The sequence below is a fragment of the Winogradskyella ouciana genome, assembly GCF_009709615.1.
GTDB lineage: Bacteria > Bacteroidota > Bacteroidia > Flavobacteriales > Flavobacteriaceae > Winogradskyella > Winogradskyella ouciana.
In genome coordinates, this window is sequence record NZ_WJYA01000001.1 from 63884 (window position 1) to 89794 (window position 25911).

The following is a 25911-nucleotide window of genomic DNA, read 5'->3' on the forward strand; positions in this document are numbered from 1 at the left end:
TAAGTTAAAAAAGTAAATGCTATCCGTATAAGAATATTAATTATAATTTCTAGCTCCAAAGATGCTGCTTCCAACTCTGATCATATTACTGCCGCAATCAATAGCTAACTGGTAGTCACCGCTCATGCCCATAGATATAGTTTGCAGTTGGCAGTTTTTTGTTTGCAGTGGTTTTAGCGCATCAAAGGTGGACTTTAAAAACTTAAATTCACTTTCTACTTGTTTCATGTCATCTGTAAATGTCGCCATTCCCATGAGGCCAACAATCCTAATATTTTTTAATTCTGAAAATGCTTCAGATTGAAGTAGGGAAGAAGCATCCTTAGCTGACATCCCAAATTTGCTATCTTCTTCAGCAATTTTAATTTGAAGTAAACAATCTATAACCCTATCATGACTTTTAGCTCTTTTGTTGATCTCTTTCAATAGTTTGAAGCTATCTACACCATGAATTAAACTCACAAACTCCGCCATATACTTCACCTTGTTACGTTGTACATGACCAATCATGTGCCATTCAACATCCTTTGGTATGTCCTCATACTTATCAGCCATTTCCTGAATTTTGTTTTCTCCAAAAATACGCTGACCTGCGTTGTAAGCTTCCATTAAATCACTAACGGGTTTAGTTTTTGAAACGGCCACAAGAGTGACGTCTTCTGGTATGCTTGATTTTATATTTTGTAAGTTCTCTTTAATACTCATAAATTGTTATTCCGCTTCTTAGTTTAGGTAATATATAAGTGCTTTTTGGTGGCATTTTTAAGCCTTCGTCAGCAATTTGCTTCATTTGTTCAACATTAGATGGGCACATACCAAAACCAACCACAAAGGCGCCACTGTCCACACTGCTTTTTATGGTAATCATCTCGTGCTGACCATTGACATACTCTATGCGATTGTCATTACGAAGATCTTCAATACCTAAAATGGGTTGCAATATAGTTTTGTATAATAATTGTGCATCTAACTCATCTAAAGCGTTGTTGAACTGGTAATTGGTCTTCCTTAAATATAAAGAATAAAACTCACCATCTAAGTACATGCTAAAATGATGAGGTTTAGAAGGTTTGTATGGCATAATACCTCTGTTTTCTATTCGATAACACTCATCTAGTTTTATAAGAAACTCTTCTTTAGTAAGTCCATTTAAATCGGTAACCAACCGGTTAAATTCATGAATGACCAAATCCGATTCCGGAATTAAATACGACATAAAGAAATTATAAGACTCACTTCCATCATGGTTCGAGTTCTTTTCTTTTTCGTCTTTATACAATAAATACGATGAGGCAGATCTATGATGACCATCTGCTATGTAAATGGTTTCCATTTGTTCAAACTCACCTTGAATTGTCCTAATGGTATCTTCATTATCAATTTTCCAGAGATAATGCGTATCTCTGTAGGTCATTGTAAACTCGAAAATGGCATGACCTTTTTGAGTATTTTTAATTATGGAAGAAATTAAATCATTGTCTGGGTAGGTGAGGAGTACTGGCTCTGCATTAAAACCAACGGTTTTAAGGTAGGTTTTAAAGGTTTGCTCACGTTTGGCAATGGTATCTTCGTGTTTTTTAATGACATCATTTTCGTAATCCTCAGCACTTGTTGCAGCGATAATGCCGTTAAATTCTTGTCCGTGTCTATTTACGATTTTATAGACATACAGTGAAGGTTTTTTTTCTTGAACAAATACACCATCTTCCTTAAATTCCTCGTAGCGATTTTTTACCAACCTATACCGTTCCTTCCCGATGACTTCTTGGGCATACTTATAGCCAGGATTTACAATATGAAGAAAACTATAAGGATTATAATCCATTCGAGATTCGCGTTCATCTACTGTGTAACTCTGGTAAGGACGCGCCGCAACCAAGCCAACTATGGCTCTTGTTGGTTTAACTGCTTTAAATGGAATTATTTTGGCCATGCATTTAATATCAAGTGTGGAGTGTAAAGTGTAAAGTATGAAGTATTGTTTTATATTAGTTTGAACCGAATTTTTTAGGATTTAATATCATGTAGTTTAAAAGTTTAGCGACTTCTTCTGATGCTTCATATAGTTCTTTAAATTGCTCTTTAGAAATATACTCGCACGCTAGAGCAAATTCCAACCATGTTTGGGTTTCTCCATTTTCTGCGTCGCTGTCTGTAAGTTTACTGATAAAGTGTTTTTGATAACGTCTTTTTCTGTAGGATTCAGATAGATTAGCACAAACACTTCGAGAGGAACGCCTAACTTGGTCTGTTAGAGAATAGGTTTCTTCTTTTGGAAAAGATTTTGAAATATGATAAATATCCATAGCCAATTTGAACCCTTTTTTATAAGCCAATAAATCTTGAACCTTCATGATTAAATATAATACTTTTCACTAGACACTAGACACTAGACACTAGACACTAGACACTAGACACTAGACACTAGACACTTATCACTTTACAAACTGCTTAGAGACTTTCTCTGCCTTTCGACTTTCAGAATAATCATAAAAACCTTCACCAGATTTAACACCTAGTTTGCCAGCCTGAACCATATTAACTAATAATGGACAAGGTGCGTATTTAGGATTTTTAAATCCATCGTACATTACATTCAAAATTGATAAACATACATCAAGACCTATGAAATCCGCCAACTGTAATGGGCCCATTGGATGTGCCATACCTAGCTTCATAACGGTATCAATCTCTTCAACACCTGCAACTCCGTTGTAAAGTGTTTCAATAGATTCGTTGATCATTGGCATTAAAATACGATTGGCTACAAATCCAGGATAATCATTAACTTCCGTTGGGATTTTACCTAAGGTTTTAGATAAATCCATAATGGTTTTTGTGACTTCGTCACTTGTATTATAACCACGAATGATTTCTACCAATTTCATTATTGGTACTGGGTTCATAAAGTGCATCCCGATAACCTTTTCTGGTCTAGAGGTTGCAGCTGCTATTTGTGTAATGGAAATGGAAGACGTGTTCGTTGCCAAGATGGTATCTTCACCACAAATGTCATCTAGTTGCTTAAAGATTTTGAGTTTGAGGTCTACGTTTTCGGTTGCAGCTTCTACAACCAAATCGACATTCTGTACTCCAGATCCTGAATCGGTAAACGTTTCTATGTTACCAAGGGTTTCTGATTTGTCAGCTTCAGAAATTTTTTCTTTAGCAACCATTCTATCAAGATTTTTAGAAATGGTAGCCATGCCTTTTTCTAGTGAAGCTTCACTAATATCAATAAGGTTAACTTTAAATCCAGATTGAGCAAAAGTGTGGGCAATTCCGTTTCCCATTGTTCCTGCTCCTATTACTGCTATGTTTTTCATTTATAATGTATTTGTCATTGCGAGACTTTTCTAAAGTCGTGGCAATCTGTTTGTATAATAATTTAAAATAAAAATTGAGTTTCAATTAAAAAGATTACTTCAGTCATTGGCTACGCCATATACTTTCAATCAAAATATATTTTAATCTCAGTAATCTTCGTAATGACGTCTTGTTTTAAAACTGATTTATAATCATATTCGCTACACGCAAAGCTTCAGTGCCATCGTGTAAAGTCACTACTGGCTTGGTGTTGTTGTTAATCGCATCTGCAAAAGTTTCGAGCTCGTCTAAAATGGCGTTGTTGTTTTCAATTTCAGGATTGTCAAAATAGATTTGCTTTTTTACACCTTCTGCATTTTGAAGAATCATATCAAAATCTCCAGGGTCTTCTGGTGCATCCTTCATTTTAACGACTTCACATTTCTTTTCAAGAAAATCAACCGAGATATAGGCATCCTTTTGAAAGAATCTTGTTTTACGCATATTTTTTAGTGAAATACGACTTGCGGTAAGATTGGCAACACAACCATTTTTAAATTCAATGCGTGCATTGGCAATATCAGGTGTTTCACTAACAACAGAAACTCCACTGGCAGAAATATGCTTTACAGGCGAATTTACCACACTAAGGATAATATCAATATCATGAATCATTAAATCCAATACCACTGGCACATCAGTACCACGAGGATTAAACTCAGCCAAACGATGGGTTTCAATAAACATCGGATTTTCAATCTTATCCTTTACACCAATAAATGCAGGATTGAAACGCTCTACATGACCAACCTGTCCTTTAACTCCGTGTTCGGCAACCAATGTTCTAATGGTTTCGGCTTCTTCAACCGTATTGGTAATGGGTTTCTCTATAAATATGTGCTTTCCTTTTTTAATGGCTTTTTTGGAACAATCGTAATGTGAAAGGGTAGGAGTTACAATATCTACAACATCAACAGCATCTATTAAATCATCAATGGAATCAAAATACGTGTAACCGTACTCTTCTACAACTCGTTTGGCATTTTCTGGGTCAGCATCATAAAAACCTACAAGCTCATATTTTGTAGATTGTTTTAGTAGTCTAAGATGAATTTTACCAAGGTGACCAGCACCAAGAACACCAGCTTTTAGCATGTTTTTCAGTTTTTAACAAAAATAGGCGTTTTGAATCAGAAATTTAAAAAAGAAAATATAAAATACTGTGAATTCAATAATTCAAATTTAGGATTGGATTTTGCTTTTCTTTCAATTAATTTAGCGAGAAACTAAACTAAGATTTGAAAGATACATTTAAGCATCAAGGGATGCGACAGCAATTGGTTGAAACTCTGATAACAAAGGGAATTAAGGATGAAGCGGTTTTAAAAGCTATTGGTAAAATTCCAAGGCACTTGTTTATGGATTCTGGATTTATAGACCATGCTTATGTCGATAAAGCGTTTCCTATTGCTGCAGATCAAACTATTTCCCAACCTTATACGGTTGCTTTTCAGTCGGAATTGTTACAAGTAAAGCCTGGTGATAAAGTTTTGGAAATCGGAACAGGAAGTGGTTATCAATGTGCTGTATTGATTGAGCTTGGAGCTAAAGTTTATAGTATTGAACGACAACAAGAGCTATTCAAAAAAACCTCTAAATTCTTACCAAAAATAGGCTATAGAGCAAAAAAGCTCATTTTTGGAGATGGCTACAAAGGTTTGCCTGAAGAAGCACCGTTTGATAGTATTATTGTTACGGCTGGTGCACCATTTGTGCCTAAACCATTATTGAGCCAGTTAGCAATTAACGGACGCTTAGTAATTCCTGTTGGTGATGACGTGCAAGTCATGACCTTATTTATTAGAAAAGGTCCAAAGGAATTTGAAAAACATGAGCTTGGCGAGTTCCGATTTGTACCCTTGCTAGAGGATAAAAATTAATCAACAAACTTTTTATACGCTTCTTCGCCACCAACTATTGGTAACACCAACTTTGTTTTGTCTAACTCAATCGTCAACTCTGTACCTGGTTTTGGATGTAGTGTAAACTCCTGATCACTAGAAAAAATCATTAACCCTATTTGTTGACCAGCCTTAATGATTTGGTCGTCTGGTTGCAAATCGAAAGTAAGACTATAAGAACGGCCTGGTACTAAATCCTCTTCTTCTGTTAGCGATTTATAGTTCTTCGGGTCTGCCCATCCACGTGTAATGATGTTGTCGGTAATTTTCACATCACTTCCTTCTTGCCATGGCAACGAAACCAACCAAACAGATAGATTTGCAGCTGATTTGTTGCTAGAAAGCGTGATACTCACTTTAGGTACACCTGATATATGGAGGTCGTTCTTTAATACTGGCGTTACGTATAACAATCTGTTTTCAGAACTTTTAGCAGTTGCCAAATCTTTTCCAGAAAATGACACATCGTCGATTAAGGTTTCTCCAACTTCTGCTGTATCATCTAAGGATAACCCTCCAACACCATTACCACCTGGTGTAAGTCTTAACGTAACGTGTGTGGCACTCGGATTTGGATAATCTGCATATGCAGTTGGTTGTTGCCTGTCATCATGTTCTCTTACGATATGAGCTTTGTGTTTTTCTTTATCAACACCATTATCTACACCATGCAGATATTTAGTAAACCATTTGTTCATCATTGAAGTAGGAGGTGGTCCACCATGACCATTTTGGTGATAATAAATTTGTGTTGTTAAGCCTTTGTCCTTTGCTGCTTTATATATTCTGTAACTGTGTTCTGGCATCACGTTCCAGTCGTTAAAACCATGAGACATTAGCATTGCGGCTTTCATATTATCCATTTGGTTCAAATAATCACGACCAGCCCACCAATCATTGTAATCACCAGTCTGTCTGTCCATGTTATCCATCATTTCGGTATCTCGTACTACTTTATTGTTGTGTGCACGCTTATCTTCATCTCCACTATGCACAAAATCGTATAGTACATCGATATCTTCACCTAAATAACCACCAGGCGAACGTACCAATCCGTGTGAACGATAGTAATGATAATAGGAAGTATTTGGAGCAATAGGAATTATGACTTCTAAACCTTCAACACCAGTTGTGGCAGCAGCTAATGGTAAAGTTCCGTTATAAGATGTACCTGTCATACCAACTTTTCCTGTAGTCCAATAAGCTTTCACTTCTTCGTTGCCATTACGCTCCTTATAACCTTTTGCACGTCCATTTAGCCAATCGATTACCGCTTTAGGAGCTAAAGATTCGTTTTTACCACCAATGGTTGGCGCTCCGTCAGATAAACCTGTTCCTGGTGATGAAGAGTGAACCACAATATAGCCTCTTGGCACCCACTTTCTTATGTGTGAGTTTGAAATGATTGGTCGTTCACCGCGTCGCTTTACTTCTGGGTGAGAACGTTCTTTTGATTTACCTCCTAGCTCATGTTTTACATCCCACATTGTCCCAGGTGCGTCAGCTGCAACTCCAGCAAAGTATGGGCTGGTGACATAAATGACAGGAAGTTTTAAACCTTCTGTTTCGGTTTGTTCTGGTCTAGTTACCGAAACATGCATTCTGTCTTTTTCTCCATCTCCATCGGTATCAAATTCGGTTTCAACCCAAAGATCGTGTCTTAACCAATTATCTGGGTTATTGAAGGCTTCTACGATTTGAGCTTCCCCATCCTTAAAAATGGGCTTAGCGTTTTCTGTAGTGGTTTGGGCACAGCTTAGGATTGAAATTGCTAATGCTATGATTAGGCTTGAAGTGGATTTGAATGTCATTTGTGAATGGTGTTTTTTCTTGTTATAAAAGTAAGGAGTTATTGTTAGACCTCAAATAGGTTTTTAAGACTAATTCTACAAATTTTGTCATTCCGCAACTGATGCGGAATCTGTTTATAAGATGCATTCCTGATTTTGCAGGAATGACAATCAACATTAATTATCTTCAGGTAAATACTCCTCAGGAATTGGATTCTCTTTAGACTCTTGCATCCAGTAGATATTGATAATCCACCAGCGTTCTCCATCGTTCATTAATTGGATGCTATTGATGCCTCGCATAAAAGGCTTTTCGTCGTCTTTGTTTTTAAAGGACTCGTAGGTGCTGAATACCTGGGTAATGTTCCCGAAGGTTTGTGTTTCTCGGTTAATTTCCACCTCGTGAAAACCGTTTTCAAACAGCCATTTTCCAGAGGATTTTATATAATCATCTGGTGTCAAATAGCGTGCTACCGTCTCACCTTCTTGGGTTTTCCCTGTTGGAATTAACTTCGCGTTTTTGTGAAACAGATGTTTAAACAAATCCCAATCGCGCTCAATCCCAGCATCACCAGAGATAACCGAATATAAAGTTTCGATGGTGCTGTCTAAAGTGGCGACTTGTTTTGAGTAGTCTTTGGTTTCTTCTTCTTGTGCTGGAAGGCTAATTGAAGCAAATAGAAATAGTAAAAGGATATATTTTTTCATGATTATTGATTTTATTCATATGATAGATTCCTGCCTATGCAGGAATGACAACTTGATAAAGTTAAAAGAATTTCAGCCCAAACAAAATAGCATCACTTTGAAATCCACTTTGGTACGAACGGATGTAATCCACTCTTAAGAAACGCCATTTTCCCCAACCTATATTATCAACTCCGATACTGTACTCTTGGTAAGGCTTAACATCTGGCGTGGCCAGTAAATGTGCTCCGACAACCAAATTAAAGTTGAGCTTGTTCAGCAAAGGTACTTTTCCTAAAATGAAACCATTAAAATCGTGCTCTGCATGTGCTTCTAAATAAGCATCATTGGTACTGCCTGCATAATATGGTAAGTTATTAAACACATTGGTATAATTGCCTTCTGTACTCACATGGGTTTGGTTACCATTAAAGTGTTGGTAATCTATAAAGGCGATATCATCCGCATTAAAAAACTTGCCTGCTCTCAGGTTATATCTAAAGCGCCCTTTATCAGCCACGTTAAAAGATTGGTACAATCTTGCTTTGATTTGGTCAAAATTATAATCGCTATTGGTGGCACCAAAGCCTTTTTCGTAACTCAAGACCAAAGTAGGGTAGGCGTCATTTCCAATATTGAATTTACTATCAGGATAACTGAGATACTCTTGCCCAAAATTGATTTGCGCCGTCACATTGGCTTTTAGAATATTATGGGTTTCAAAAGGAGCCACTCCATAAGCGGTTTCATCCAATGGATTATTACTCGTGTACATATCATCATCTTCATTGATAAAGACTTGATCTGTAGTGTTGAATAGCGCTTTTCGTCTGTCGTAGCTTAAGGTGGTGTAAAACCTAAAGCCATTAAACAACTCTTCGGAATAGCTGAGTTGAAGAAAACTTCTATCATATAATTTCATATAGTTGTCTTCAAAAAACAAGGTGCTAACACTATTGATAAGTGGTGATATTGTTTCTGAAGGATTAAACTGTTCTGCGCTCACGCCACCTGAAAGCGTTAAAAACCGTCTGCTTGTATTGTTGAATTTGTAGGTTAAGGAACCTGTTGCTCTTAAACGCTCATCAGAAAATCCATATTCTAGATTAGCATTGGCTCTAAAAAAGCGTTTAAATTCGTCATAATTTTTGATATAGAACAGATTAGCTTTTGCTGTGTAGCCTTGAACCGTATTAAACTGAGGAACAGTTGGAATATCCCATCCAGCTCGAAAATCCTTATGCGAATTTTGATAGGTGTAACCCAAGATACTTCCTAATTTGAATCGATTGTTTGCTCGATCAATAGAATCGAGATAGGGTTTAGATTCCTTCACAATTTGAATACTATCTTTTTTGATGTAATCCGTACGTTCTTCAATAGTTAAAGGTACTGGTCTTAGAGTTTTCCAGAATAGTGAATCCTTCTTATTGGCCTCGTTTTCAAAAGCCACAATTTCTCGCCCGAAATCTGCTTTAGTAAGTCCTGTATTAAATTCATAATCACTGTAAACTGCCGTAAAACGCCCATCACCTTTTATGCCCAAAAATTGGTATTTAAAATCGATGCTCTGCGAAATCACTGCCCACATATCAATAGCTTCAGAATACGAAAAACTTTGCTTCAGTGATATAACATCCACCACAGGAATACGAGCTTGTACACCAGTGATATCCAGTTCTAAAGCATAAATAGTCCATTGGTCCTCAACTATGTAGATGGTTCCGGAAAAGACTGGGTCGTTTTCACTTTTAGGAATCACGTTTATTTTATTGATAAGATTGCCACGTTCGTCATAGAACACGCCTTCTAACTTGTATCGATAATAGCCAAAGGCGTTATTGGCAATAGGAGAAACGATTTCATTGCCAAATTCAACCGTATTATTGTAAAAATTGTAATTCACATCAATGGCAGTATTAAAACTAAAACCGTTATCATCTCCACTGACTTTTGAGGCTGTGATTTTTTCCTTGAGCTTGTCTGGTCTTAAGAATTGGATTTTGGATATGGTTTCAGAAAGATATATAATGCCGCTACGTGTAGAATCCAGCCCACCACCTAAATCCCCAACTTCCTGGCCTAATATTTTTTCGGGAGCGTCCTTGATTTTTATCAAACCTCTGGAATAGAAATTGGCTTCAAAAGATTGTATTTTTTCAAGATTTTCCTTTCGATTTGCTATAGCTTGACGTATAATGGCATTGGCAGGATTGTCTTCTGCATCTATAACCACTTCACCTAGGGAAACCGATTCCTCTTGTAGTGTGACATCAATGGTATAGGGAAATTTCTCAACAGCCACTTTTTCCCTCACGGTTTTGTAGCCTAAATAGGTATATATAATAGTATAAGTCTTGGGCTCTGTAATATTGAGCTCGTAATAGCCATCGTCATTACTGGTAGTACCTTTATAGGTGTTTTCGATAAGGATATTTACAAATGGTAAGGGCTCGCCTTTGGTGTTTGTGATTGTGCCGACAACTTGTGCCGAAGCCATAAAACTGATGATAAGAAAGCAAACACTGAGTAATAGTCTGTTCATTGAGTTTGATTGATGGTTAATATTTAGACACGGATTCCGCGGATTAGCACGGATTTCATATACTTAATTAAAATAGACGCTTAAAAATGAAAAATGGTTGCCTGTGATTGTTAAATTCAGTTTCAAACATAGATTAAAAAAACACTGCTGAAAGTTATAACAATCTTAAAGTTATCGAAAACTTTTCTTAATGCGGTCTAAGTTACGCTTGTTGTCGCGGTCTTTAATGGTTTCGCGCTTATCGTAGAGTTTCTTTCCTTTTGCTAATGCAATTTCCAATTTTGCCAAACCCTTATCATTGATAAAAAGTCGTGTTGGTATAATAGCATTACCCTTAATGTTGACTTCTTTTTCTAGCTTTTTTAGCTCACGTTTATTGAGAAGAAGTTTGCGCTCGGCTTTTGGTTTATGGTTGTAGTGGTTACCAAAAGCATACTCTTGAATGGTCATATTTATCACAAAGAGTTCACCTCTGTCGTTAAATTCACAAAACCCTTCAGCAATTGAAGCCTTACCAGCTCTTATCGATTTTATTTCTGTGCCAGTAAGTACAATTCCAGCGGTATATTTATCCAATAGCTCGTACTGGAATTTCGCTTTTTTGTTGAGTATGTTGACCTTTTTTTGCATGGATGGCAAAGGTAGTAAAGTAAGTTTGAAGTTTGAAGACAGAAGTTAGAAGTTTTCTCGCAGAGGCGTAAAGTATTGAAGAGTGGAGTGTAAAGTATATAGTGTAAAGTGGGATTTGATTTGAAGGCTAAGCATATTGTAAACTTATCTTTATTTTTGCGACTGAAAGCACTTAATACTTCTATATGAAACGATTTTCAATTTTATTTTTTGCCCTTTTGATTTTTGGCTGTAAGAATGAGCCAAAAGTTGAGAACTTATCCGCTGATGATATAATCAATAAATCTATTGAAGTAGCTGGCGGCGATAGTTTTAATAAATCGGAAATAAACTTTGACTTTAGAGATAGGCATTACTATGCTAAAAGAAATCATGGAGACTTCTTATTGATGCGTGTTACTATTAATGCAAACAACGACTCAATTTATGACGTTTTGACTAATGCTGGTTATGAACGAAAATTGAATGATATGATTAATGTGGTCGTTCCAGATTCGATGATTACTAAATACTCAGCTTCTGTAAATTCAGTGCACTATTTTTCTGTGTTGCCTTATGGTTTAAATGATAAAGCCGTAAACAAAACCTTAATTGGAGAAGAAGAAATTAAAGCTAAAAACTATTACAAAATCCAAGTCACTTTTGATAAAAATGGTGGAGGAGAGGATTATGAAGATGTTTTTTTGTATTGGATTGATAAAGAAAGTTTTAAAGTCGATTATTTAGCCTATTCGTATAACGAAGCTGACGGAAAAGGAATGCGATTCAGGGAAGCCTATAACGAACGTTATGTCAATGGTTTGCGTTTTGTAGATTATAATAATTACAAACCCAAAGATAAATCCATAAAACTTCAGGATTTGGGAAAAGCTTTTGAAAACAACCAGTTGGAACTGCTCTCTAAAATTGAACTCGAAAATGTTACGGTTGATCTAATCGATCTTCAATAGCTCTGAGGTTTTAGAATCTTCTGTGAGTGTTACTTTAAAGAGGCTGATATTATCAGTTTCGTCCATAGCTTCATATTTTTCCTCGCCTAAAATTCTATTGGTTAACATCGGAGTAGTGTTACTATGACCAACAATCAATACAGTTTTTCCTTTCGTTTTGGTTAGGAATTCCTCAAAATCAATTTTAAACGGATCATAAAAAACTAAATTCAGCTCATTAGCTTCTGCAGTTGGTCTTGCCGTTTCTCTGGTTCTGTTATAATCTGTAGAATATATAGCATCAAAATCTATGTTTTCAAAATAGCTTGCCCATAGTTCGGCACGCTGTTTTCCTTCCTCACTAAGGTTTGGGTCTCTATTTGTTTTGTCAGATCGGTCTTTTTCAGCATGTCTGATTAAATAATAAGTCGTTGTATCTACACTGTTCTCTTTTTTTTGAGCGCAAGAGACTAATGCGAATGATAATAAAAGTGATAAGAGAAAGAAATTTTTCATTTTTTGAATTGAGATTTAATTTGTGTGGGACTTTTCTAAAGGCCCTTCCCAAATGACTTGTTCTATCATCCATTTACCTTCTTCTTTAGAGAGTAACATATAATCAACTCCCCAAAAACCGATAACCTTTGCTGCTGCAATATGGTTACTTATCTCTAAGACTTCTGCTTTTCTAATCACATCATCACCCTTTTGCTGATCGTTTTCTAAAACTCTTTTGGCATAGGCGATAGCTTTTTCATAAGTCATTTGATTAGAATACTCGTATTCTCCAGATTCTTTGTTTTTCCAATAGCCAAACTTATACAATCTAGGCTTTAAGGCTGCTTTTAGTTTAAGCGTGTCGCCTTTGTAAAAGCCATCTAAATAATTGTTTAAAGTCGTTTCAATTTGTGATTCATCTGATGAATCTTGAGCAAAAACTGAAAATGAAAATAATAGCAACAGTGTAGCGAGAAGTGATTTCATAATGAGAGAGATTGATTAATTCTCTCAAATATAAAGCAGAATCGCTATGTTTTTTTTAAATGTTTGTTAAATAAGTTTTATGAAGCCTTGAAAATATTGGCTTCATTTGACATGGCAACACCAGAGGATGTTCCTATTCTGTGCACACCAATTTCAATATACTTTAAAGCCGTTTCAGCATCTCTAATACCACCAGAAGCTTTTATCTTCAATTGGTCTTTAACACTCTTCTTCATGATTTTAACGGCAGTTAAAGTAGCACCACTTGTAGAGAAACCCGTTGAGGTTTTTACAAAGTCAGCTCTGGCATCAATACATATTTCGCAAGCTTTTACGATTTCATTTTTAGACAGTTCGCTGATTTCTAGAATAACTTTTAATGTATTTAGTCCAATAGCACGTTTTACATCGCTTATATCTTTTAGAACGGCAACATGGTTTTTACTTTTAAGGCGTCCGATGTTTATAACCATATCAATCTCTGAAGCTCCGTCTTCAATAGCTTTTTTGGCTTCAAAAATTTTAGCTTCGGTGGACATGGCTCCTAAAGGAAACCCGACTACCGCACAAATTTTAACATTAGATCTTCCCAGGGCCTGTTTAGCAATAGGGACATAGCAACTATTTACACAAACAGAATAGAAGTTGTGTTTTAATGCTTCATCGCAAAGATTAAGGATATCGGCTTCGGTCGCTGTTGGACTCAACAATGTGTGGTCTATGTATCTATTTAATTCCATTTATTTATAAGTAGGGTTTTGACAAAAAAATAACTATAGTAATTCCCTTACGGTTTGAGGGAATACCAGACAAGCTTAATCGTGTCTTAAGTAATGTTGGAATTAAATAGCTCGGTAAAATTAACGATTTATCCGTTAAAATGTATGTTAAAACTCATATTTTATTGTGCATTTCATCGAAAAGTTCAATCTGAAACCTTAATTGCCTGAGAGTGAATTATTAAAAATGAGTAAACTTTACTCAAGTACTGCTGTCACTGTATAGCCAGCATTTCTAAGTAGATTAATCACACCGTTTTTACCCGCTAAATGGCCAGCACCTACACCAAAAAAGGTAGGTTGTTCTTTAGCATATTCAGTGATTTTTGATATCCAATTCTTGTTTCGCTCATCTAATAGAATATCTTGATGCTCTGAAACAGTAATATTGTTTTCATCATTCATCAGTTCTAATAGCTCTGTAATGTTTTCTTTTTTATAGATGTCGAGCATTTTGGCAAAACTTGTTTTATCATATTGAAGATTGTCCTCTGCCATTCTAACTAAATCGGCATATTGGTCCTCTAACGGAATTTCGTCAAATACCTTGAGTTGATCTTCCACGGTTTCCAATCCTTTAATGTCTTCGTTCTGTTCTTTGGCAACTTTCATAAACTCAAGCTCAAAAGATTGCATAGGACAATCGAGCATTTTTGGATATAAGCTAGAACTCAAGAAAAAGGGCTTTACGTTTTCCATAAGTTTTAATGGCATGCCTAACTGATTGGTAAGCAGCGAGTCAATCGCTTTATATTCATCATCAGAAACATAATCTTTTATGCTTTCACCTTCCGAAAGATAAATGCCAGACATTAATTTTGTTTGCATGGTTGGGTCGTCCATGTCTAATTCTAATACAATTTGGGATGTTTCATCGAGAGCTCTTTTAACGTCGTCTTCTAGTGTAGCATCACAGGTCAGATGAATTGTGTCAAAGAGATAAGATGGATTTTCAAGACCGTTGCCTTCAATTTTCCAAAGCGTAGAGTTTTCCAATTCTTGGGCATTTATAGAAAAAATGGATATGAGTGTTGCAACAAATGCAGATAAGATACGTTTCATTTTTAAGGTTTTGAATTGTCTATAGGTAGCTTAAAACTTGATTTGTTACAAAAGGAAAGCAACACGTCAAACTACCGATAGCGACTCGGCTTGAAATCAGTGTTGCTTTAACCAACCAATCATAATAAAGACTGATATTAGGCTCAATTGTTACACAATAATTTAGCTTGAATTCTTTTAAATTTCGGAAAGCGGATTGTACTTTGTAATAAGCGGTAAAACGTCTATGATTTATCTGCAGTCTGTTGGCTGCTTTCTTTTTCCAGAATACTTTGTACCCAAGTCATGGCCTCGGTTAGTGTGTCAAAAATCTCGTAAGGCTTGTCGAAAAAATTACGTTCGTATTCAGCATTTTTTCGCATCACATCCGTTTTGGGAATCATAGCAATGGCAACCAGATTAGGTATGGCTTCTGTTTCTGCATAAATTAAAGGGTTAACAGAGTAGGACTTCACCCGATTGGAAACATAAACCATATTTTTCCCACTAAAATGTTCCTTAATAATTTTGTTAAGATCCTCATTATGTTTTGGCTCAACAACAACACCTTCTTTTATTTGATTGATTAAGAAATCATCAAAAATGAAGCATTCTGTATCTTCAGTACTAAGATATTTAATGATTCCCATAAGTGATTTTTTGAGTATCACTAATATACGACAATAATACCTACAAAAAGAAAAGCAACGCTCATTTTCTAAAGAAAACTCGCGTTGCTTCTATCAACCAATCAATCAAAAAGATCGTTATTCGGTGTCCTCAATGACGAGGTCTCCTTGATTTCTAAATACTAATTTATCATCAAATTCATCAAGAAGAATAATACTATCCGTTGTTACTCGTCCTGCTAAAATCTCTTTACTCAGTTCATTTAAAACTTCTTTCTGAATCACACGCTTTACAGGTCTCGCTCCATATTCAGGATTGTAACCTTTATCAGCCAAGTACGCTTTAGCTTCTGGTGTCGCATCAAACGTGATGCCTTGTTTTGCAATCATTTTTGAAACCCCTTTTAATTGTAGATCAACAATATCTACAATATTTTCCTTTGATAAAGGAGTAAACATTATGGTGTCATCAATACGGTTTAAGAACTCTGGTCTTACGGTCTGTTTCAACAATCCAAGTACATCAATTTTTGCAGCTTGCATGGCTGACTCAATATTTTTTGTAGCTTGAAAACGCTCTTGTATAATGTCACTTCCCATATTGGAGGTCATTATGATAATAGTGTTCTTAAAATCTGCAATACGGCCTTTGTTATCCGTTAAGCGACCTTCATCCAACACCTGTAATAAAATATTGAAGGTATCTGGATGCGCTTTTTCAATCTCATCCAATAGCACTACGGAATACGGCTTGCGTCTTACGGCTTCAGTAAGCTGACCACCTTCATCATAACCTACGTAACCTGGAGGTGCACCAACCAATCTACTGACCGCATGTCGTTCTTGATATTCACTCATATCAATACGTGTCATGGCGTTTTCATCGTCAAATAAATATTCTGCCAATGCCTTTGCGAGTTCTGTTTTACCAACACCAGTTGTACCTAGGAACAAGAAGGTTCCTATTGGTTTTTGTGGGTTTTGTAAACCAGCTCTAGATCTACGTACGGCATCACTCACAGCTTCAATTGCTTCTTCTTGTCCAACTACACGTTTGTGCAATTCATCCTCTAGCTTTAGCAATTTTTCACGTTCGCTCTGTATCATCTTGGTTACAGGAATTCCTGTCCACTTCGCCACAACATCAGCCACATCTTCATACGTCACTTCCTCTTTAATCAAGGCTGTTTCCTGTTGTTCTGCCAATTGCTTTTGGTAACCTTCAAGCTGTTCTGTGGCTTCCTTTATTTTTCCGTAACGGATTTCTGCCACTTTACCATAATTACCTTCACGTTCGGCACGTTCGGCTTCCAGCTTATAGTTTTCTATGTCTTGTTTTATGTTCTGAACGTTTTCAACCAATTCCTTTTCAGATTTCCACTTGGCATTCAGTTCGTTGCGCTCTTCTTTAAGATTTGCCAATTCAGCCTTTAAGGACTTTAATTTGGATTCATCCTTTTCGCGTTTAATGGCCTCGTGCTCAATTTCGAGCTGCATAATCTTTCTATCCAGAACATCGAGTTCCTCTGGTTTAGAATTGATTTCCATACGCAGTTTAGAAGCCGCTTCGTCCATTAGGTCAATCGCCTTATCCGGAAGAAAACGATTGGTGATATATCTGTTGGATAGTTCCACAGCACCAATAATCGCTTCATCCTTAATACGCACCTTGTGATGTGTTTCGTACTTTTCCTTGATACCACGCAGGATTGAAATCGCACTTTCGGTATCTGGCTCATTGACCGTTACCTTCTGGAAACGACGTTCTAAGGCTTTATCTTGTTCAAAATACTTTTGATATTCGTCCAATGTTGTAGCACCAATAGCTCTGAGTTCTCCACGCGCTAAGGCAGGTTTTAGAATGTTAGCAGCATCCATGGCACCTTGTCCGCCACCTGCGCCAACAAGGGTGTGAATCTCATCTATAAAGAGTACGATGTCACCTTCACTGGTGGTCACTTCTTTGATGACCGCTTTTAGACGTTCCTCAAATTCACCTTTAAATTTTGCACCAGCAATCAATGCTCCCATATCCAAGGCAAAGATTTGCTTGTCCTTTAGATTTTCAGGTACGTCACCATCGATAATTCTGTGCGCCAAGCCTTCTGCAATGGCGGTTTTACCAGTACCAGGTTCACCGACCAAAATTGGATTGTTCTTGGTACGACGCGATAAAATCTGAAGTATTCTACGAATCTCTTCATCGCGACCAATAACAGGGTCCAATTTTCCATCTTGTGCCAATTGGTTAAGGTTTTTGGCGTATTTGCTCAAGGAATTATAAGTTTCCTCTTGACTTTGAGACGTTACGCGATCTCCCTTACGCAATTCTTCAATCGCAGCGTTTAAACCTTTTTCCGTTACGCCTTGGTCTTTTAAAATCTGTGCGATTTTACTTTTGGACTTAAAAATAGCCAAGACCAAATGCTCAATGGATACAAAGTCATCGTTCATCTTTTTAGCAATGATGGATGCTTCGTTAAGGGCTTTGCTCGCTTCTCGGGAAAGCATAATCTCTCCACCAGAAACTTTAGCAAAGCTCTCTAGTTCCTTGTCTAAAATCTGTTGTAGTATAGACACATTAACATTCAGCTTCTTGAGCAAAAATGGTAATACGTTTTCATCAACATTAAAGAGCGCCTTAAAAATGTGCTCATTTTCTATCTGCTGATGACCAAAGCCTTGGGCAAGCTGCTGCGCCTGCTGTATGGCTTCTTGTGATTTAATTGTATAATTATTAAAGTTCATCTTTTTATTATGCCTGCGAAAGCAGGTATCTTTTTATCGTTTAACTTGATTCTTATTGTCATTTCGAGCCTGCCTGTCGGCAGACAGGGACAAAGGACGCGGCAATCTCTCGATGAGATTCTACGCTAGCACTCTGAATGACAATACCATTGTTTTATTGTTATGTTTTCCTATCTTTATTCAACAATCTTACCAATACTAAAAGGTAAGAAAAAAACGACAAAATGTCTGATTTAATGTAATTTATAATGACGTTTTGTCAATCTGTAAGTTGTAATTAGTGTTACGACTATATTATAAAATAGAAACTATGTTTAAAAAAATATTCGGGTCATCTGAACCCAAAGAAGAAAAAACATTACCATGGATACCGCTGACCAGTACTGAACAACTCAGTACCATAGAAGACCAATCCAAAACCAAAACCCAGTTGATATTTAAGCACTCTACACGTTGCGGTATCAGCAGAATGGTAATGAACCAGTTTGTTGCTAGTTATGATCTCGATTTAAATGCCGATTTATATTACCTCGATTTACTCAGCTATAGAGACGTGTCCAACGAAACAGGTCATAAATTCCAAGTATTGCACGAATCGCCACAACTTTTGGTGATTAAGAATGGAGTCGTGGTGGCACATGCATCTCATGGTGGAATTAATGAGATAGATTTAACTAGATTTATTTAAAATTATGTAGTTCTCACATAGATATTTTAAACAAATCAATTTAAACTACAAACCAAACCTATACCATAAGAAGGTCCTGTAAAGCTATTACGCCCATCTATTAGGTGAGCATAGGTAATATAGCTTCCAAAGTTTTTGAGAATGTTATAATAAAGGGTCGCACCAATTTTATGATAGCTCACACCAAGTTCCCTAAAGTTTTGTGGAGATGGAGTACCTCTATAATCTATGCCTCCAATGGAGTATTGAAAATCGTAATATACATCGTAATACCAGTTTTTTGTTGCTCTACCAGCTTTAAAAACAAAAGGGATGCTGTTGGGTACTTCTTCTAGTTTATAGCTAAAACCACTTTGTACTGTAACAAACCAGTTAGGGTTCCATTTGTAATGCGCCAAGGCTCTGGTATCTATTACTGTGGCTTGTTGCCCAATGTCATATAATCCACCAATTTTATAGTCGTTAATCGGAGTAGAAAATCCTAAAGCCGCGCTGAGTTGTAATTGTCCATTTCGAGTGGTTTTAGTATAGAATCTATATTTGGAAAACAATGAAATGTCCTGTAAACTTTTGTTCGTATCACTTTCTAAATAAGGTAAACTTACCTGAACGTCTAAGTTGTCCAATACACCATGCGACGCAAAAACACTGATATAGGTTAGTGTTCTGCTGAGTGATGAAGGCTCTCTACCTATGTTATAGCTTTTACTGTCTTCATAACCATAGCCTAATACCAATGTGGTATTACCCTGTCCACGATAAAAGCCATCAATTCTACCTTGGCTATAACTACTAAGAGATAATAACATAAAACACAACAGGACAATAACTTTCATAAAACCGATAAACTTTGATGTACAAGATATACGAAAATTTCCTTGCTTTAGTTTTGTTTTATAAAACACGCACCAAATACAAACCATAAAAAAACCTCCCGCATTTCGACAAGCTCAATGACCGTGAGAGGTTTTTTGTTTACTAACCATTCAATCTATAAGAACTGATAATGTTCTTTAGTTTTAATTTTAAATCTTCACCAGAGTCATAGACCATTTGGGCATCCGTTGGGAAACGTACTTGTCTTTGGTTTAAAAGAACTCTGTCGTCTCTATTTAAAGCTCTTCTGTCGCCTCTAAATCGTCCAAAAACGTTTTCAAAGGTGAAGCCACTATCTATGGTAAAGGCGTCAATCACCTGGTTTTGTTTTAAATCTGTGTAAACTACATCTGCAATCACTTGAACAGATTTGGTTTGTAAGACTTCAAAAAAACGTGCTCTTACATTAGCGATCTTATCGACTTTAATATCGTTACCTAAACTGTCTTTGGCTACGTTGCCGTTATCATCCAACAAATATTCCCAACCATCTACAATTTGCCTTTCTCTCAACAGTTGTCTTTCATTGATTCGCTCTGGCGAAATATTGATTCGCTTTAACTGTAATTCCATAGCATAATCGTAATTGATGTTGCTATCTGCATTGGCGTGATAGCTCGTCCAAAACTGATTTAGTCCATAGGTGTTAAAGTCCAAAAGTTCAGCTTCCAATTGTTGAGGTATGATTTGATGTGTTTCGTTTTTAATGGACACATGTACATAATCCATACCTGCAACGTGTGCTTCTTGCATTAAGGATCTCACATCCTCAAAATTTGGGTTGATGCTATTGACATAGTCAAACAACCTATAAGCCTCTCTTGCATTGAATTTCTCATTGGTGTCTAACAAATCCAATCCTTTATCCATAAAATAATCAGAGGTTTTATATCTGTAGTCAACCAAGGCATTACTGTAATCGTTAAACGTAAAGCTTATGGTTCTGTTACCAATCTTTAAAGGCATGATGCGTTTTATAGCGTTTTGTCTTGCTTCTAAATCGGCATAGCTTTCGTAAATGGTTTTGTATAACTCAGGGTTGCCATCTTGCTTTAAGTGTGCAATACGTGCCAAATCCTCTGCCAAGACTTTATCGTAAGCATCCTTAAGCATCACTACATAAGCTTGCTTACGCTTTTTGTCTTTGTTGTTCTCTAGTTTTCTTAACGCTTCAGAAATAGCTTGGTCATAATTACCATGACTGATGGCGCTTTCAATTTGTTTTTTGGCACTACAAGATACGAGTACCGAAACAAGTGCTGTTAAAAGTAAAATTCGTTTCATAATCTTGTGTTTTATAGGTTATACGAAGTATAAACCAATCATTGTGCCAGACTTCGACTGGCTCAGTCTACAAACTCAAAAATATAACACAAAAAATACTTTAAATGTATGATTATTAGGTGTATAGATTGGGAATGATTTTCTTAATTAAATTTTAATTTCTAGGAAATTGTGTATGGTTTTTAGAAAGCTCTGGAAGTGTTTCTTTTTGATTAAAGATGAGTGCTTCTTTCTTTTTTCTACTCCATCCTTGGAGCTGTTTTTCTCTGTTAAAAGCTAAATCAATTCGCGGAAATGTTTCAACATAAACCAACTTTACTGGAAGATATTTTTTGGTATGATTTGCGCCTTCTCCTATTTGGTGTTGGTGAAACCTCAAAGCTAAATCAATTGTGCTTCCGACATAGTAACTTCCGTTGGAACATTCTAATATATATGTAAAGCCTTTGGGCATAACTAATTATGTTGACTTCGACAAGCTCAGTCAACGGCTTATAAAATACATTTTCTGATTTGCGATAGCTGAGCCTGTCGATTTTTTTGGTAGCTGAGCCTGTCGAAGCTATTTTTTCTTCTTCGGATTAAAAACAGGCAATAACTGTGTTTTTACTTGACCAAATCCAATACGGACATCATCATTTTCACAATAGCCTCGCATAACTACAGTATCATAATCATTAATGAACTTACGCTCAGTACCATCTTTTAGTTTAATGGGTTTAGTGCCTTTCCATGTGAGCTCTAACATAGAACCATAGGAATCTTCAGTTGGGCCAGAGATGGTTCCGCTACCCATCATATCACCAGAATTTACAGGACAACCGTTAACCGTGTGGTGTGCCAGTTGCTGTGCCATACTCCAGTACATATATTTAAAATTGCTTTTGCAAATTATAGTTTCTTTACCACCTTTAGGAATGATACCAGCTTCTAACTTAATGTCGAAGCTATGCTTTCCTTTGGTTTGTAAATAGGGTAGAGGCTTTGGATCTTGTTTTGGGCTCTCCACTCTAAAAGGTTCAAGTGCATCAAGAGTTACAATCCATGGTGAAATTGATGAGGCAAAGTTTTTTCCTAGGAAAGGCCCTAATGGTACGTATTCCCATTTTTGAATATCTCTTGCCGACCAGTCATTAAAAACGACAAGTCCAAAGATGTATTCTTCTGCTTCTTCAATAGGAATAGGTTCACCCAGCTCATTGGCATCAGTGGTGATAAACGCCATTTCCAATTCAAAATCCACTAATTTACTAGGTCCAAAAACAGGTTTATCTGCTCCCTCTGGTAACGTTTGTCCTTGAGGTCTATGAATAGGAATATGTGTTGTAATAATTGATGAACTACGACCATGATACCCAACAGGTAAGTGCAACCAGTTTGGCATTAAGGCGTTGTCCTTACCACGAAACATAGTACCTACGTTAGTCGCGTGTTCTTTACTCGCATAAAAATCTGTATAGTCACCGACTTGCACAGGCATTTGCATTTCGATTTCATCCAATCGAAAACAAATGATCTCTTTGTGCTTGGTGTTGTTTTTTAGTTCGTCATTTTCAGCATCAAAAATTTCAGCAACACGATTACGAACCGCTCGCCAAGTTTTTCTACCATCAGCAATAAAATCGTTTAATGAATCCTGAAGAAAAATATCGTCTGTTAACGGGATACCATCAAAATAGCCCAATTGATGAAGCGCACCAAGGTCAATGGCTGTGTCTCCGATTCGTGTACCTATGGTAATGATATCTTCTCTTGTGAGGAAAACTCCAAAAGGAATGTTCTGAATTGGGAAATCGGAATATTTATTTACGTATAACCAAGAGGCTCTATTTGGATTATTGGCTGATAATGGCATATATAATTGTTGATTAAATGTTATTAATTTCTATTCAAACCTACATAATTTTTGATATTAAAACTAATTGTATTCCTTATTTTTGTTGCTGATTTAATAAAGACTTTATTTATGCAACGCGACGAACAAATTTTTGAACTCATAGAAGCTGAAAGAGAACGCCAAACCGATGGTATTGAGCTTATTGCCTCTGAGAATTTTGTTAGCGACCAGGTCATGGAAGCTGCAGGTTCTGTATTAACCAACAAATATGCTGAAGGTTATCCTGGTAAGCGCTACTATGGTGGTTGCGAAGTGGTGGATGAAGTTGAGCAAATTGCTATTGATAGAGCTAAAGCTTTATTTGGCGCAGCTTACGCTAATGTGCAACCACATTCTGGTAGCCAAGCCAATACGGCTGTTTTTGCTGCGTGCTTAAAGCCTGGCGATACTATTTTGGGATTTGATTTATCTCATGGAGGTCATTTAACACATGGTTCTCCTGTTAATTTCTCAGGAAAGCTTTATAATCCGACATTTTACGGTGTAAAGAAAGACACAGGATATATTGATTATGATATGTTAGCAGATCAGGCAGAAAAAGTAAAGCCAAAAATGATTATTGCTGGTGCGTCTGCATACTCACGTGATATTGACTTTGCCAAGTTTAGGGAAGTTGCTGATAATGTAGGAGCTGTGTTATTGGCTGATATATCGCATCCTGCTGGATTGATTGCCAAAGGCATACTAAATGATCCAATGCCACATTGCCACGTGGTAACCACAACGACACATAAAACCTTAAGAGGGCCAAGAGGTGGAATGATTATGATGGGTGAGAATATCGATAATCCATTTGGAATTACCTTAAAAAGTGGGAAACTTAGAAAAATGTCTGGTCTTTTGGATTCGGCTGTATTCCCAGGAAATCAAGGTGGACCGTTGGAGCATATCATTGCAGCTAAAGCCATTGCTTTTGGTGAAGCGTTAACCGATGACTTCTTACATTATATGCTACAAGTGAAAAGCAATGCTGATGCTATGGCGAAAGCGTTTGTGGCAAAAGACTATAATTTAATTTCTGGTGGAACGGACAACCACATGATGTTGATTGATCTTAGAAATAAAAATATTACTGGTAAAGATGCTGAAAACGCATTAGTAAAAGCAGATATTACGGTAAACAAGAACATGGTACCATTTGATACGGAATCTCCTTTTGTGACTTCAGGTATCAGAGTAGGAACTGCTGCGATTACAACGAGAGGCTTAAAAGAAAACGATATGAGCTATGTGGTGGATTTGATTGATGAGGTGATTACCAATTATGAAAATGAAACGGTATTAGAGGGTATTGCCAAAAAAGTGAATGAATTAATGGGAGGGAGACCTTTGTTTACTGCTTAGAAAATATTTAGAGACAGACCTCACAGGTTTTCTAAACCTGTGAGGTCTAAAGATTGTATAAAAAGCCTTTCGACTTAGTTTGAAGGGATTTTTTAATCCTCCTCAAAAACCACACTTTCATAAGTACCAGCATCAGATGGATTGGCGCGAGCGACATTTAAAATATCAAAAGGTACTTGGCTAGTGAACGTTGCATTACCAATACCATTGGCACCAGAATCTGCGCCAATACGCATTAGGTTTTCAAAAGGGTCTTCAAAATCTGGATCTTGGTTAAAGACATTGCTTTCGTAGAACGTGGTGTTATTAAACTCGTAGTTGCCAGTTCCGCTGAGGTTATCATTATCAAAGCGCAAGAGGCAATTGGTGAACTTAAAGTTGAAAACTGCGCCTTCGTTTTCCAATAAAAACTCAGGATTATCATTACCGTAAATAATACAGTTATTAAAATTGGCTTCCGTTAAATCGTTAATGACTATAGCGTCTTCTTCAACAAAGGTGAAGTCATTGAGGAGTAGGGCAGGGAACTGTCTAAAACTACTGTTCCAATAATTAGCTATGGTGCAATGTGTAAAATTGTATTTGCCTCCTAATGTTCCTGCAAAAGAAGATTGTCCAGAGTTATTAATCACCACATTTTCAGCCGTAATCGATGTTGCTCTCCCTAAAATTCCAAACCCACTGGAATTGTATACTTGTGAATTGGTAATGGTCAATTTATCGTTTGGTGCATTTTGATCTCCTTCTGATAGAATACCAATAGTTGCATTTTTTATGGTCGTATAATTGATAGTATTGTTCTCACTACCATTAAACAACCAAATGGTTCCCCATTGACCAGGAACATCTTCAAAAAGAGGCTCTAAACGATCACCAGAAAGAATGACTTCATTTTCCAGAACTACTTGATCTGTGCTTAGTTCTCCATTGATGTTTAAACTTCCTCCATCAGTGACGATGATACCAGAATCAGCATGGAAATGTACGCGTGTACCTGCTTCCATGGTTAGTGTTTGTCCATCATCAACGCCAGCATAACCGTAAATCACATAAGGTTTTTCGTTGGTAAAGGTGAGTTCGTCATTTTCTAAGAAGCGACCTTGTAAGGTGGTTTCGTCATCATCGCCATCACCATCAACATCAAAAGTCAAGGTTTCTATAATACCAGTGGTTTCATCCCTTGCAGGATATATAAAAACGGCATCCTTTACCAGAGTGACTAAATCTACATCTTGCTGATTATTACCTGAGTCAAACAAGATTCGATCTGTATATAAAAACTGAATATCGGACGCAGAAAGTATTTCAATATCTATGGTGGTTTCAATAAAAATAAACAGGCTATCATTTGCCAAAAGCTCTACATCTTCAAAAAATTTACCTTCTTGTGCACCTTCTAATCCTGTTGTGCCATCAACGTTCATTCTGTAAAAGGAATTCACGCCATTCTCCAATTGAATCGTTGGGATGACAATATCATCATCACTTCGGTTATATACTTTTAAATTGTACGTGCTAGAACCAATGTTGGTAAAAACGGTATCTAAATAAACGGTGTCCTTAGCAAACTCGAGACTTCCGGTACTTGGAGAGAAATCAAAATCCTTACGGCAAGAACTCCAAAATAATAATACAACTAGGCAAATAAAGAATGATAGCAGTCGCTTCATAAACAAAATAATTATGGCTTAAAAATATAACTTTTGAAGTTAGGAATTATTATGATGAGGGTTAATTAATGCAGATTGTGTCATTCAGAGGGAAGTATGACCGAAGAATCTGTTTATTTGTGT

The 25911-nt window shown here is 36.6% G+C and carries 24 protein-coding genes; 4 read left to right on the forward strand and 20 right to left on the reverse strand.

Annotation, left to right across the window (positions count from 1 at the left end; genetic code table 11):
• Positions 1-36: 36 nt before the first annotated feature.
• The 5 genes from F1003_RS00305 to F1003_RS00325 form a co-directional block, all read right to left on the reverse strand.
• Positions 37-705, reverse strand: a complete 669-nt coding sequence (locus F1003_RS00305; RefSeq protein ID WP_155087205.1) for a YggS family pyridoxal phosphate-dependent enzyme — start codon at positions 703-705, stop codon at positions 37-39.
• A complete protein-coding gene (locus F1003_RS00310; RefSeq protein ID WP_155087206.1) occupies positions 695-1933 on the reverse strand; it encodes a DUF1015 domain-containing protein in 1239 nt (412 codons plus the stop codon). Before F1003_RS00310 ends, F1003_RS00305 begins: the two co-directional genes overlap by 11 nt.
• 55 nt (positions 1934-1988) lie before the next feature.
• Positions 1989-2354 (reverse strand): four helix bundle protein, encoded by a 366-nt coding sequence (locus F1003_RS00315; RefSeq protein WP_155087207.1) that lies wholly within the window; start codon positions 2352-2354, stop codon positions 1989-1991.
• A gap of 81 nt (positions 2355-2435) precedes the next feature.
• Complete coding sequence (locus F1003_RS00320) at positions 2436-3326, reverse strand: 3-hydroxyacyl-CoA dehydrogenase family protein (RefSeq protein WP_155087208.1); 891 nt, start codon at positions 3324-3326, stop codon at positions 2436-2438.
• A 175-nt stretch (positions 3327-3501) separates the two neighbouring features.
• Entirely contained in the window at positions 3502-4461 is a 960-nt protein-coding gene (locus F1003_RS00325) for a Gfo/Idh/MocA family protein (RefSeq protein WP_155087209.1), read from the reverse strand.
• Positions 4462-4604: 143 nt separating this feature from the next.
• Here F1003_RS00325 and F1003_RS00330 point away from each other — a divergent pair, with 143 nt between their 5' ends.
• Complete coding sequence (locus F1003_RS00330; RefSeq protein WP_155087210.1) at positions 4605-5246, forward strand: protein-L-isoaspartate(D-aspartate) O-methyltransferase; 642 nt, start codon at positions 4605-4607, stop codon at positions 5244-5246.
• Here the strand turns inward: F1003_RS00330 and F1003_RS00335 are convergent.
• The 4 genes from F1003_RS00335 to smpB form a co-directional block, all read right to left on the reverse strand.
• Positions 5243-7078 carry a Xaa-Pro dipeptidyl-peptidase gene (locus F1003_RS00335; protein WP_155087211.1) on the reverse strand — a complete coding sequence of 612 codons (1836 nt, stop codon included), beginning with the start codon at positions 7076-7078 and terminating at the stop codon, positions 5243-5245. The genes F1003_RS00330 and F1003_RS00335 overlap by 4 nt on opposite strands.
• A gap of 156 nt (positions 7079-7234) precedes the next feature.
• On the reverse strand, positions 7235-7765 hold the full coding sequence (locus tag F1003_RS00340; RefSeq protein ID WP_155087212.1) for a hypothetical protein: 531 nt from the start codon (positions 7763-7765) through the stop codon (positions 7235-7237).
• 61 nt (positions 7766-7826) lie between these two features.
• Entirely contained in the window at positions 7827-10289 is a 2463-nt protein-coding gene (locus F1003_RS00345) for a DUF5686 and carboxypeptidase regulatory-like domain-containing protein (protein ID WP_155087213.1), read from the reverse strand.
• 171 nt (positions 10290-10460) lie between these two features.
• Positions 10461-10919: an SsrA-binding protein SmpB gene (gene smpB, locus F1003_RS00350; protein WP_155087214.1), complete on the reverse strand. Its 459-nt coding sequence runs from the start codon at positions 10917-10919 to the stop codon at positions 10461-10463.
• Positions 10920-11104: 185 nt separating this feature from the next.
• On the opposite strand from smpB, the gene F1003_RS00355 reads away from it, so the two are divergent.
• A complete protein-coding gene (locus F1003_RS00355) occupies positions 11105-11869 on the forward strand; it encodes a DUF6503 family protein (RefSeq protein WP_155087215.1) in 765 nt (254 codons plus the stop codon).
• Here the strand turns inward: F1003_RS00355 and F1003_RS00360 are convergent.
• The 6 genes from F1003_RS00360 to clpB all read right to left on the reverse strand — a co-directional run bounded on the left by F1003_RS00360 (position 11852) and on the right by clpB (position 18029).
• Positions 11852-12364: a phosphoglycerate mutase family protein gene (locus F1003_RS00360; protein ID WP_155087216.1), complete on the reverse strand. Its 513-nt coding sequence runs from the start codon at positions 12362-12364 to the stop codon at positions 11852-11854. The genes F1003_RS00355 and F1003_RS00360 overlap by 18 nt on opposite strands.
• A 15-nt stretch (positions 12365-12379) precedes the next feature.
• Positions 12380-12832 carry a nuclear transport factor 2 family protein gene (locus F1003_RS00365; RefSeq protein WP_155087217.1) on the reverse strand — a complete coding sequence of 151 codons (453 nt, stop codon included), beginning with the start codon at positions 12830-12832 and terminating at the stop codon, positions 12380-12382.
• Between the two features lie 77 nt (positions 12833-12909).
• Positions 12910-13572, reverse strand: a complete 663-nt coding sequence (gene deoC / locus F1003_RS00370) for a deoxyribose-phosphate aldolase (protein WP_155087218.1) — start codon at positions 13570-13572, stop codon at positions 12910-12912.
• A gap of 237 nt (positions 13573-13809) precedes the next feature.
• Positions 13810-14673 carry a TraB/GumN family protein gene (locus F1003_RS00375; RefSeq protein ID WP_155087219.1) on the reverse strand — a complete coding sequence of 288 codons (864 nt, stop codon included), beginning with the start codon at positions 14671-14673 and terminating at the stop codon, positions 13810-13812.
• A 224-nt stretch (positions 14674-14897) separates the two neighbouring features.
• A complete protein-coding gene (locus tag F1003_RS00380) occupies positions 14898-15302 on the reverse strand; it encodes a hypothetical protein (RefSeq protein ID WP_155087220.1) in 405 nt (134 codons plus the stop codon).
• 117 nt (positions 15303-15419) lie between these two features.
• Complete coding sequence (clpB, locus tag F1003_RS00385; protein ID WP_155087221.1) at positions 15420-18029, reverse strand: ATP-dependent chaperone ClpB; 2610 nt, start codon at positions 18027-18029, stop codon at positions 15420-15422.
• Positions 18030-18339: 310 nt separating this feature from the next.
• Between clpB and ytxJ the strand changes: the two genes are divergently transcribed.
• The gene (ytxJ, locus tag F1003_RS00390) at positions 18340-18717 is read left to right on the forward strand and encodes a bacillithiol system redox-active protein YtxJ (RefSeq protein WP_155087222.1); all 378 of its coding nucleotides are present in this window, start codon (positions 18340-18342) and stop codon (positions 18715-18717) included.
• A 35-nt stretch (positions 18718-18752) separates the two neighbouring features.
• Here the strand turns inward: ytxJ and F1003_RS00395 are convergent, their stop codons facing one another.
• From F1003_RS00395 to fahA, 4 genes are all read right to left on the reverse strand, one after another.
• A complete protein-coding gene (locus tag F1003_RS00395) occupies positions 18753-19553 on the reverse strand; it encodes a hypothetical protein (RefSeq protein ID WP_155087223.1) in 801 nt (266 codons plus the stop codon).
• A 142-nt stretch (positions 19554-19695) separates the two neighbouring features.
• Positions 19696-20877 (reverse strand): hypothetical protein, encoded by a 1182-nt coding sequence (locus F1003_RS00400; protein WP_155087224.1) that lies wholly within the window; start codon positions 20875-20877, stop codon positions 19696-19698.
• 154 nt (positions 20878-21031) lie between these two features.
• On the reverse strand, positions 21032-21331 hold the full coding sequence (locus F1003_RS00405; protein WP_155087225.1) for a GIY-YIG nuclease family protein: 300 nt from the start codon (positions 21329-21331) through the stop codon (positions 21032-21034).
• 108 nt (positions 21332-21439) lie between these two features.
• On the reverse strand, positions 21440-22732 hold the full coding sequence (gene fahA / locus F1003_RS00410; RefSeq protein ID WP_155087226.1) for a fumarylacetoacetase: 1293 nt from the start codon (positions 22730-22732) through the stop codon (positions 21440-21442).
• A gap of 111 nt (positions 22733-22843) precedes the next feature.
• Between fahA and glyA the strand changes: the two genes are divergently transcribed.
• Entirely contained in the window at positions 22844-24118 is a 1275-nt protein-coding gene (gene glyA, locus F1003_RS00415) for a serine hydroxymethyltransferase (protein ID WP_155087227.1), read from the forward strand.
• 92 nt (positions 24119-24210) lie between these two features.
• Here glyA and F1003_RS00420 read toward each other — a convergent pair whose 3' ends face one another.
• A complete protein-coding gene (locus tag F1003_RS00420; RefSeq protein WP_155087228.1) occupies positions 24211-25788 on the reverse strand; it encodes a right-handed parallel beta-helix repeat-containing protein in 1578 nt (525 codons plus the stop codon).
• Between the last annotated feature and the right edge of the window lie 123 nt (positions 25789-25911).

Bases quoted from the DNA above. Each gene is read 5' to 3' on its own strand.
- F1003_RS00305 (WP_155087205.1), bottom strand. From the start codon at position 705: ATGAGTATTAAAGAGAACTTACAAAATATAAAATCAAGCATACCAGAA.
- F1003_RS00310 (WP_155087206.1), bottom strand. From the start codon at position 1,933: ATGGCCAAAATAATTCCATTTAAAGCAGTTAAACCAACAAGAGCCATA.
- F1003_RS00315 (WP_155087207.1), bottom strand. From the start codon at position 2,354: ATGAAGGTTCAAGATTTATTGGCTTATAAAAAAGGGTTCAAATTGGCT.
- F1003_RS00320 (WP_155087208.1), bottom strand. From the start codon at position 3,326: ATGAAAAACATAGCAGTAATAGGAGCAGGAACAATGGGAAACGGAATT.
- F1003_RS00325 (WP_155087209.1), bottom strand. From the start codon at position 4,461: ATGCTAAAAGCTGGTGTTCTTGGTGCTGGTCACCTTGGTAAAATTCAT.
- F1003_RS00335 (WP_155087211.1), bottom strand. From the start codon at position 7,078: ATGACATTCAAATCCACTTCAAGCCTAATCATAGCATTAGCAATTTCA.
- F1003_RS00340 (WP_155087212.1), bottom strand. From the start codon at position 7,765: ATGAAAAAATATATCCTTTTACTATTTCTATTTGCTTCAATTAGCCTT.
- F1003_RS00345 (WP_155087213.1), bottom strand. From the start codon at position 10,289: ATGAACAGACTATTACTCAGTGTTTGCTTTCTTATCATCAGTTTTATG.
- smpB (WP_155087214.1), bottom strand. From the start codon at position 10,919: ATGCAAAAAAAGGTCAACATACTCAACAAAAAAGCGAAATTCCAGTAC.
- F1003_RS00355 (WP_155087215.1), top strand. From the start codon at position 11,105: ATGAAACGATTTTCAATTTTATTTTTTGCCCTTTTGATTTTTGGCTGT.
- F1003_RS00360 (WP_155087216.1), bottom strand. From the start codon at position 12,364: ATGAAAAATTTCTTTCTCTTATCACTTTTATTATCATTCGCATTAGTC.
- F1003_RS00365 (WP_155087217.1), bottom strand. From the start codon at position 12,832: ATGAAATCACTTCTCGCTACACTGTTGCTATTATTTTCATTTTCAGTT.
- deoC (WP_155087218.1), bottom strand. From the start codon at position 13,572: ATGGAATTAAATAGATACATAGACCACACATTGTTGAGTCCAACAGCG.
- F1003_RS00375 (WP_155087219.1), bottom strand. From the start codon at position 14,673: ATGAAACGTATCTTATCTGCATTTGTTGCAACACTCATATCCATTTTT.
- F1003_RS00380 (WP_155087220.1), bottom strand. From the start codon at position 15,302: ATGGGAATCATTAAATATCTTAGTACTGAAGATACAGAATGCTTCATT.
- clpB (WP_155087221.1), bottom strand. From the start codon at position 18,029: ATGAACTTTAATAATTATACAATTAAATCACAAGAAGCCATACAGCAG.
- ytxJ (WP_155087222.1), top strand. From the start codon at position 18,340: ATGTTTAAAAAAATATTCGGGTCATCTGAACCCAAAGAAGAAAAAACA.
- F1003_RS00395 (WP_155087223.1), bottom strand. From the start codon at position 19,553: ATGAAAGTTATTGTCCTGTTGTGTTTTATGTTATTATCTCTTAGTAGT.
- F1003_RS00400 (WP_155087224.1), bottom strand. From the start codon at position 20,877: ATGAAACGAATTTTACTTTTAACAGCACTTGTTTCGGTACTCGTATCT.
- F1003_RS00405 (WP_155087225.1), bottom strand. From the start codon at position 21,331: ATGCCCAAAGGCTTTACATATATATTAGAATGTTCCAACGGAAGTTAC.
- fahA (WP_155087226.1), bottom strand. From the start codon at position 22,732: ATGCCATTATCAGCCAATAATCCAAATAGAGCCTCTTGGTTATACGTA.
- glyA (WP_155087227.1), top strand. From the start codon at position 22,844: ATGCAACGCGACGAACAAATTTTTGAACTCATAGAAGCTGAAAGAGAA.
- F1003_RS00420 (WP_155087228.1), bottom strand. From the start codon at position 25,788: ATGAAGCGACTGCTATCATTCTTTATTTGCCTAGTTGTATTATTATTT.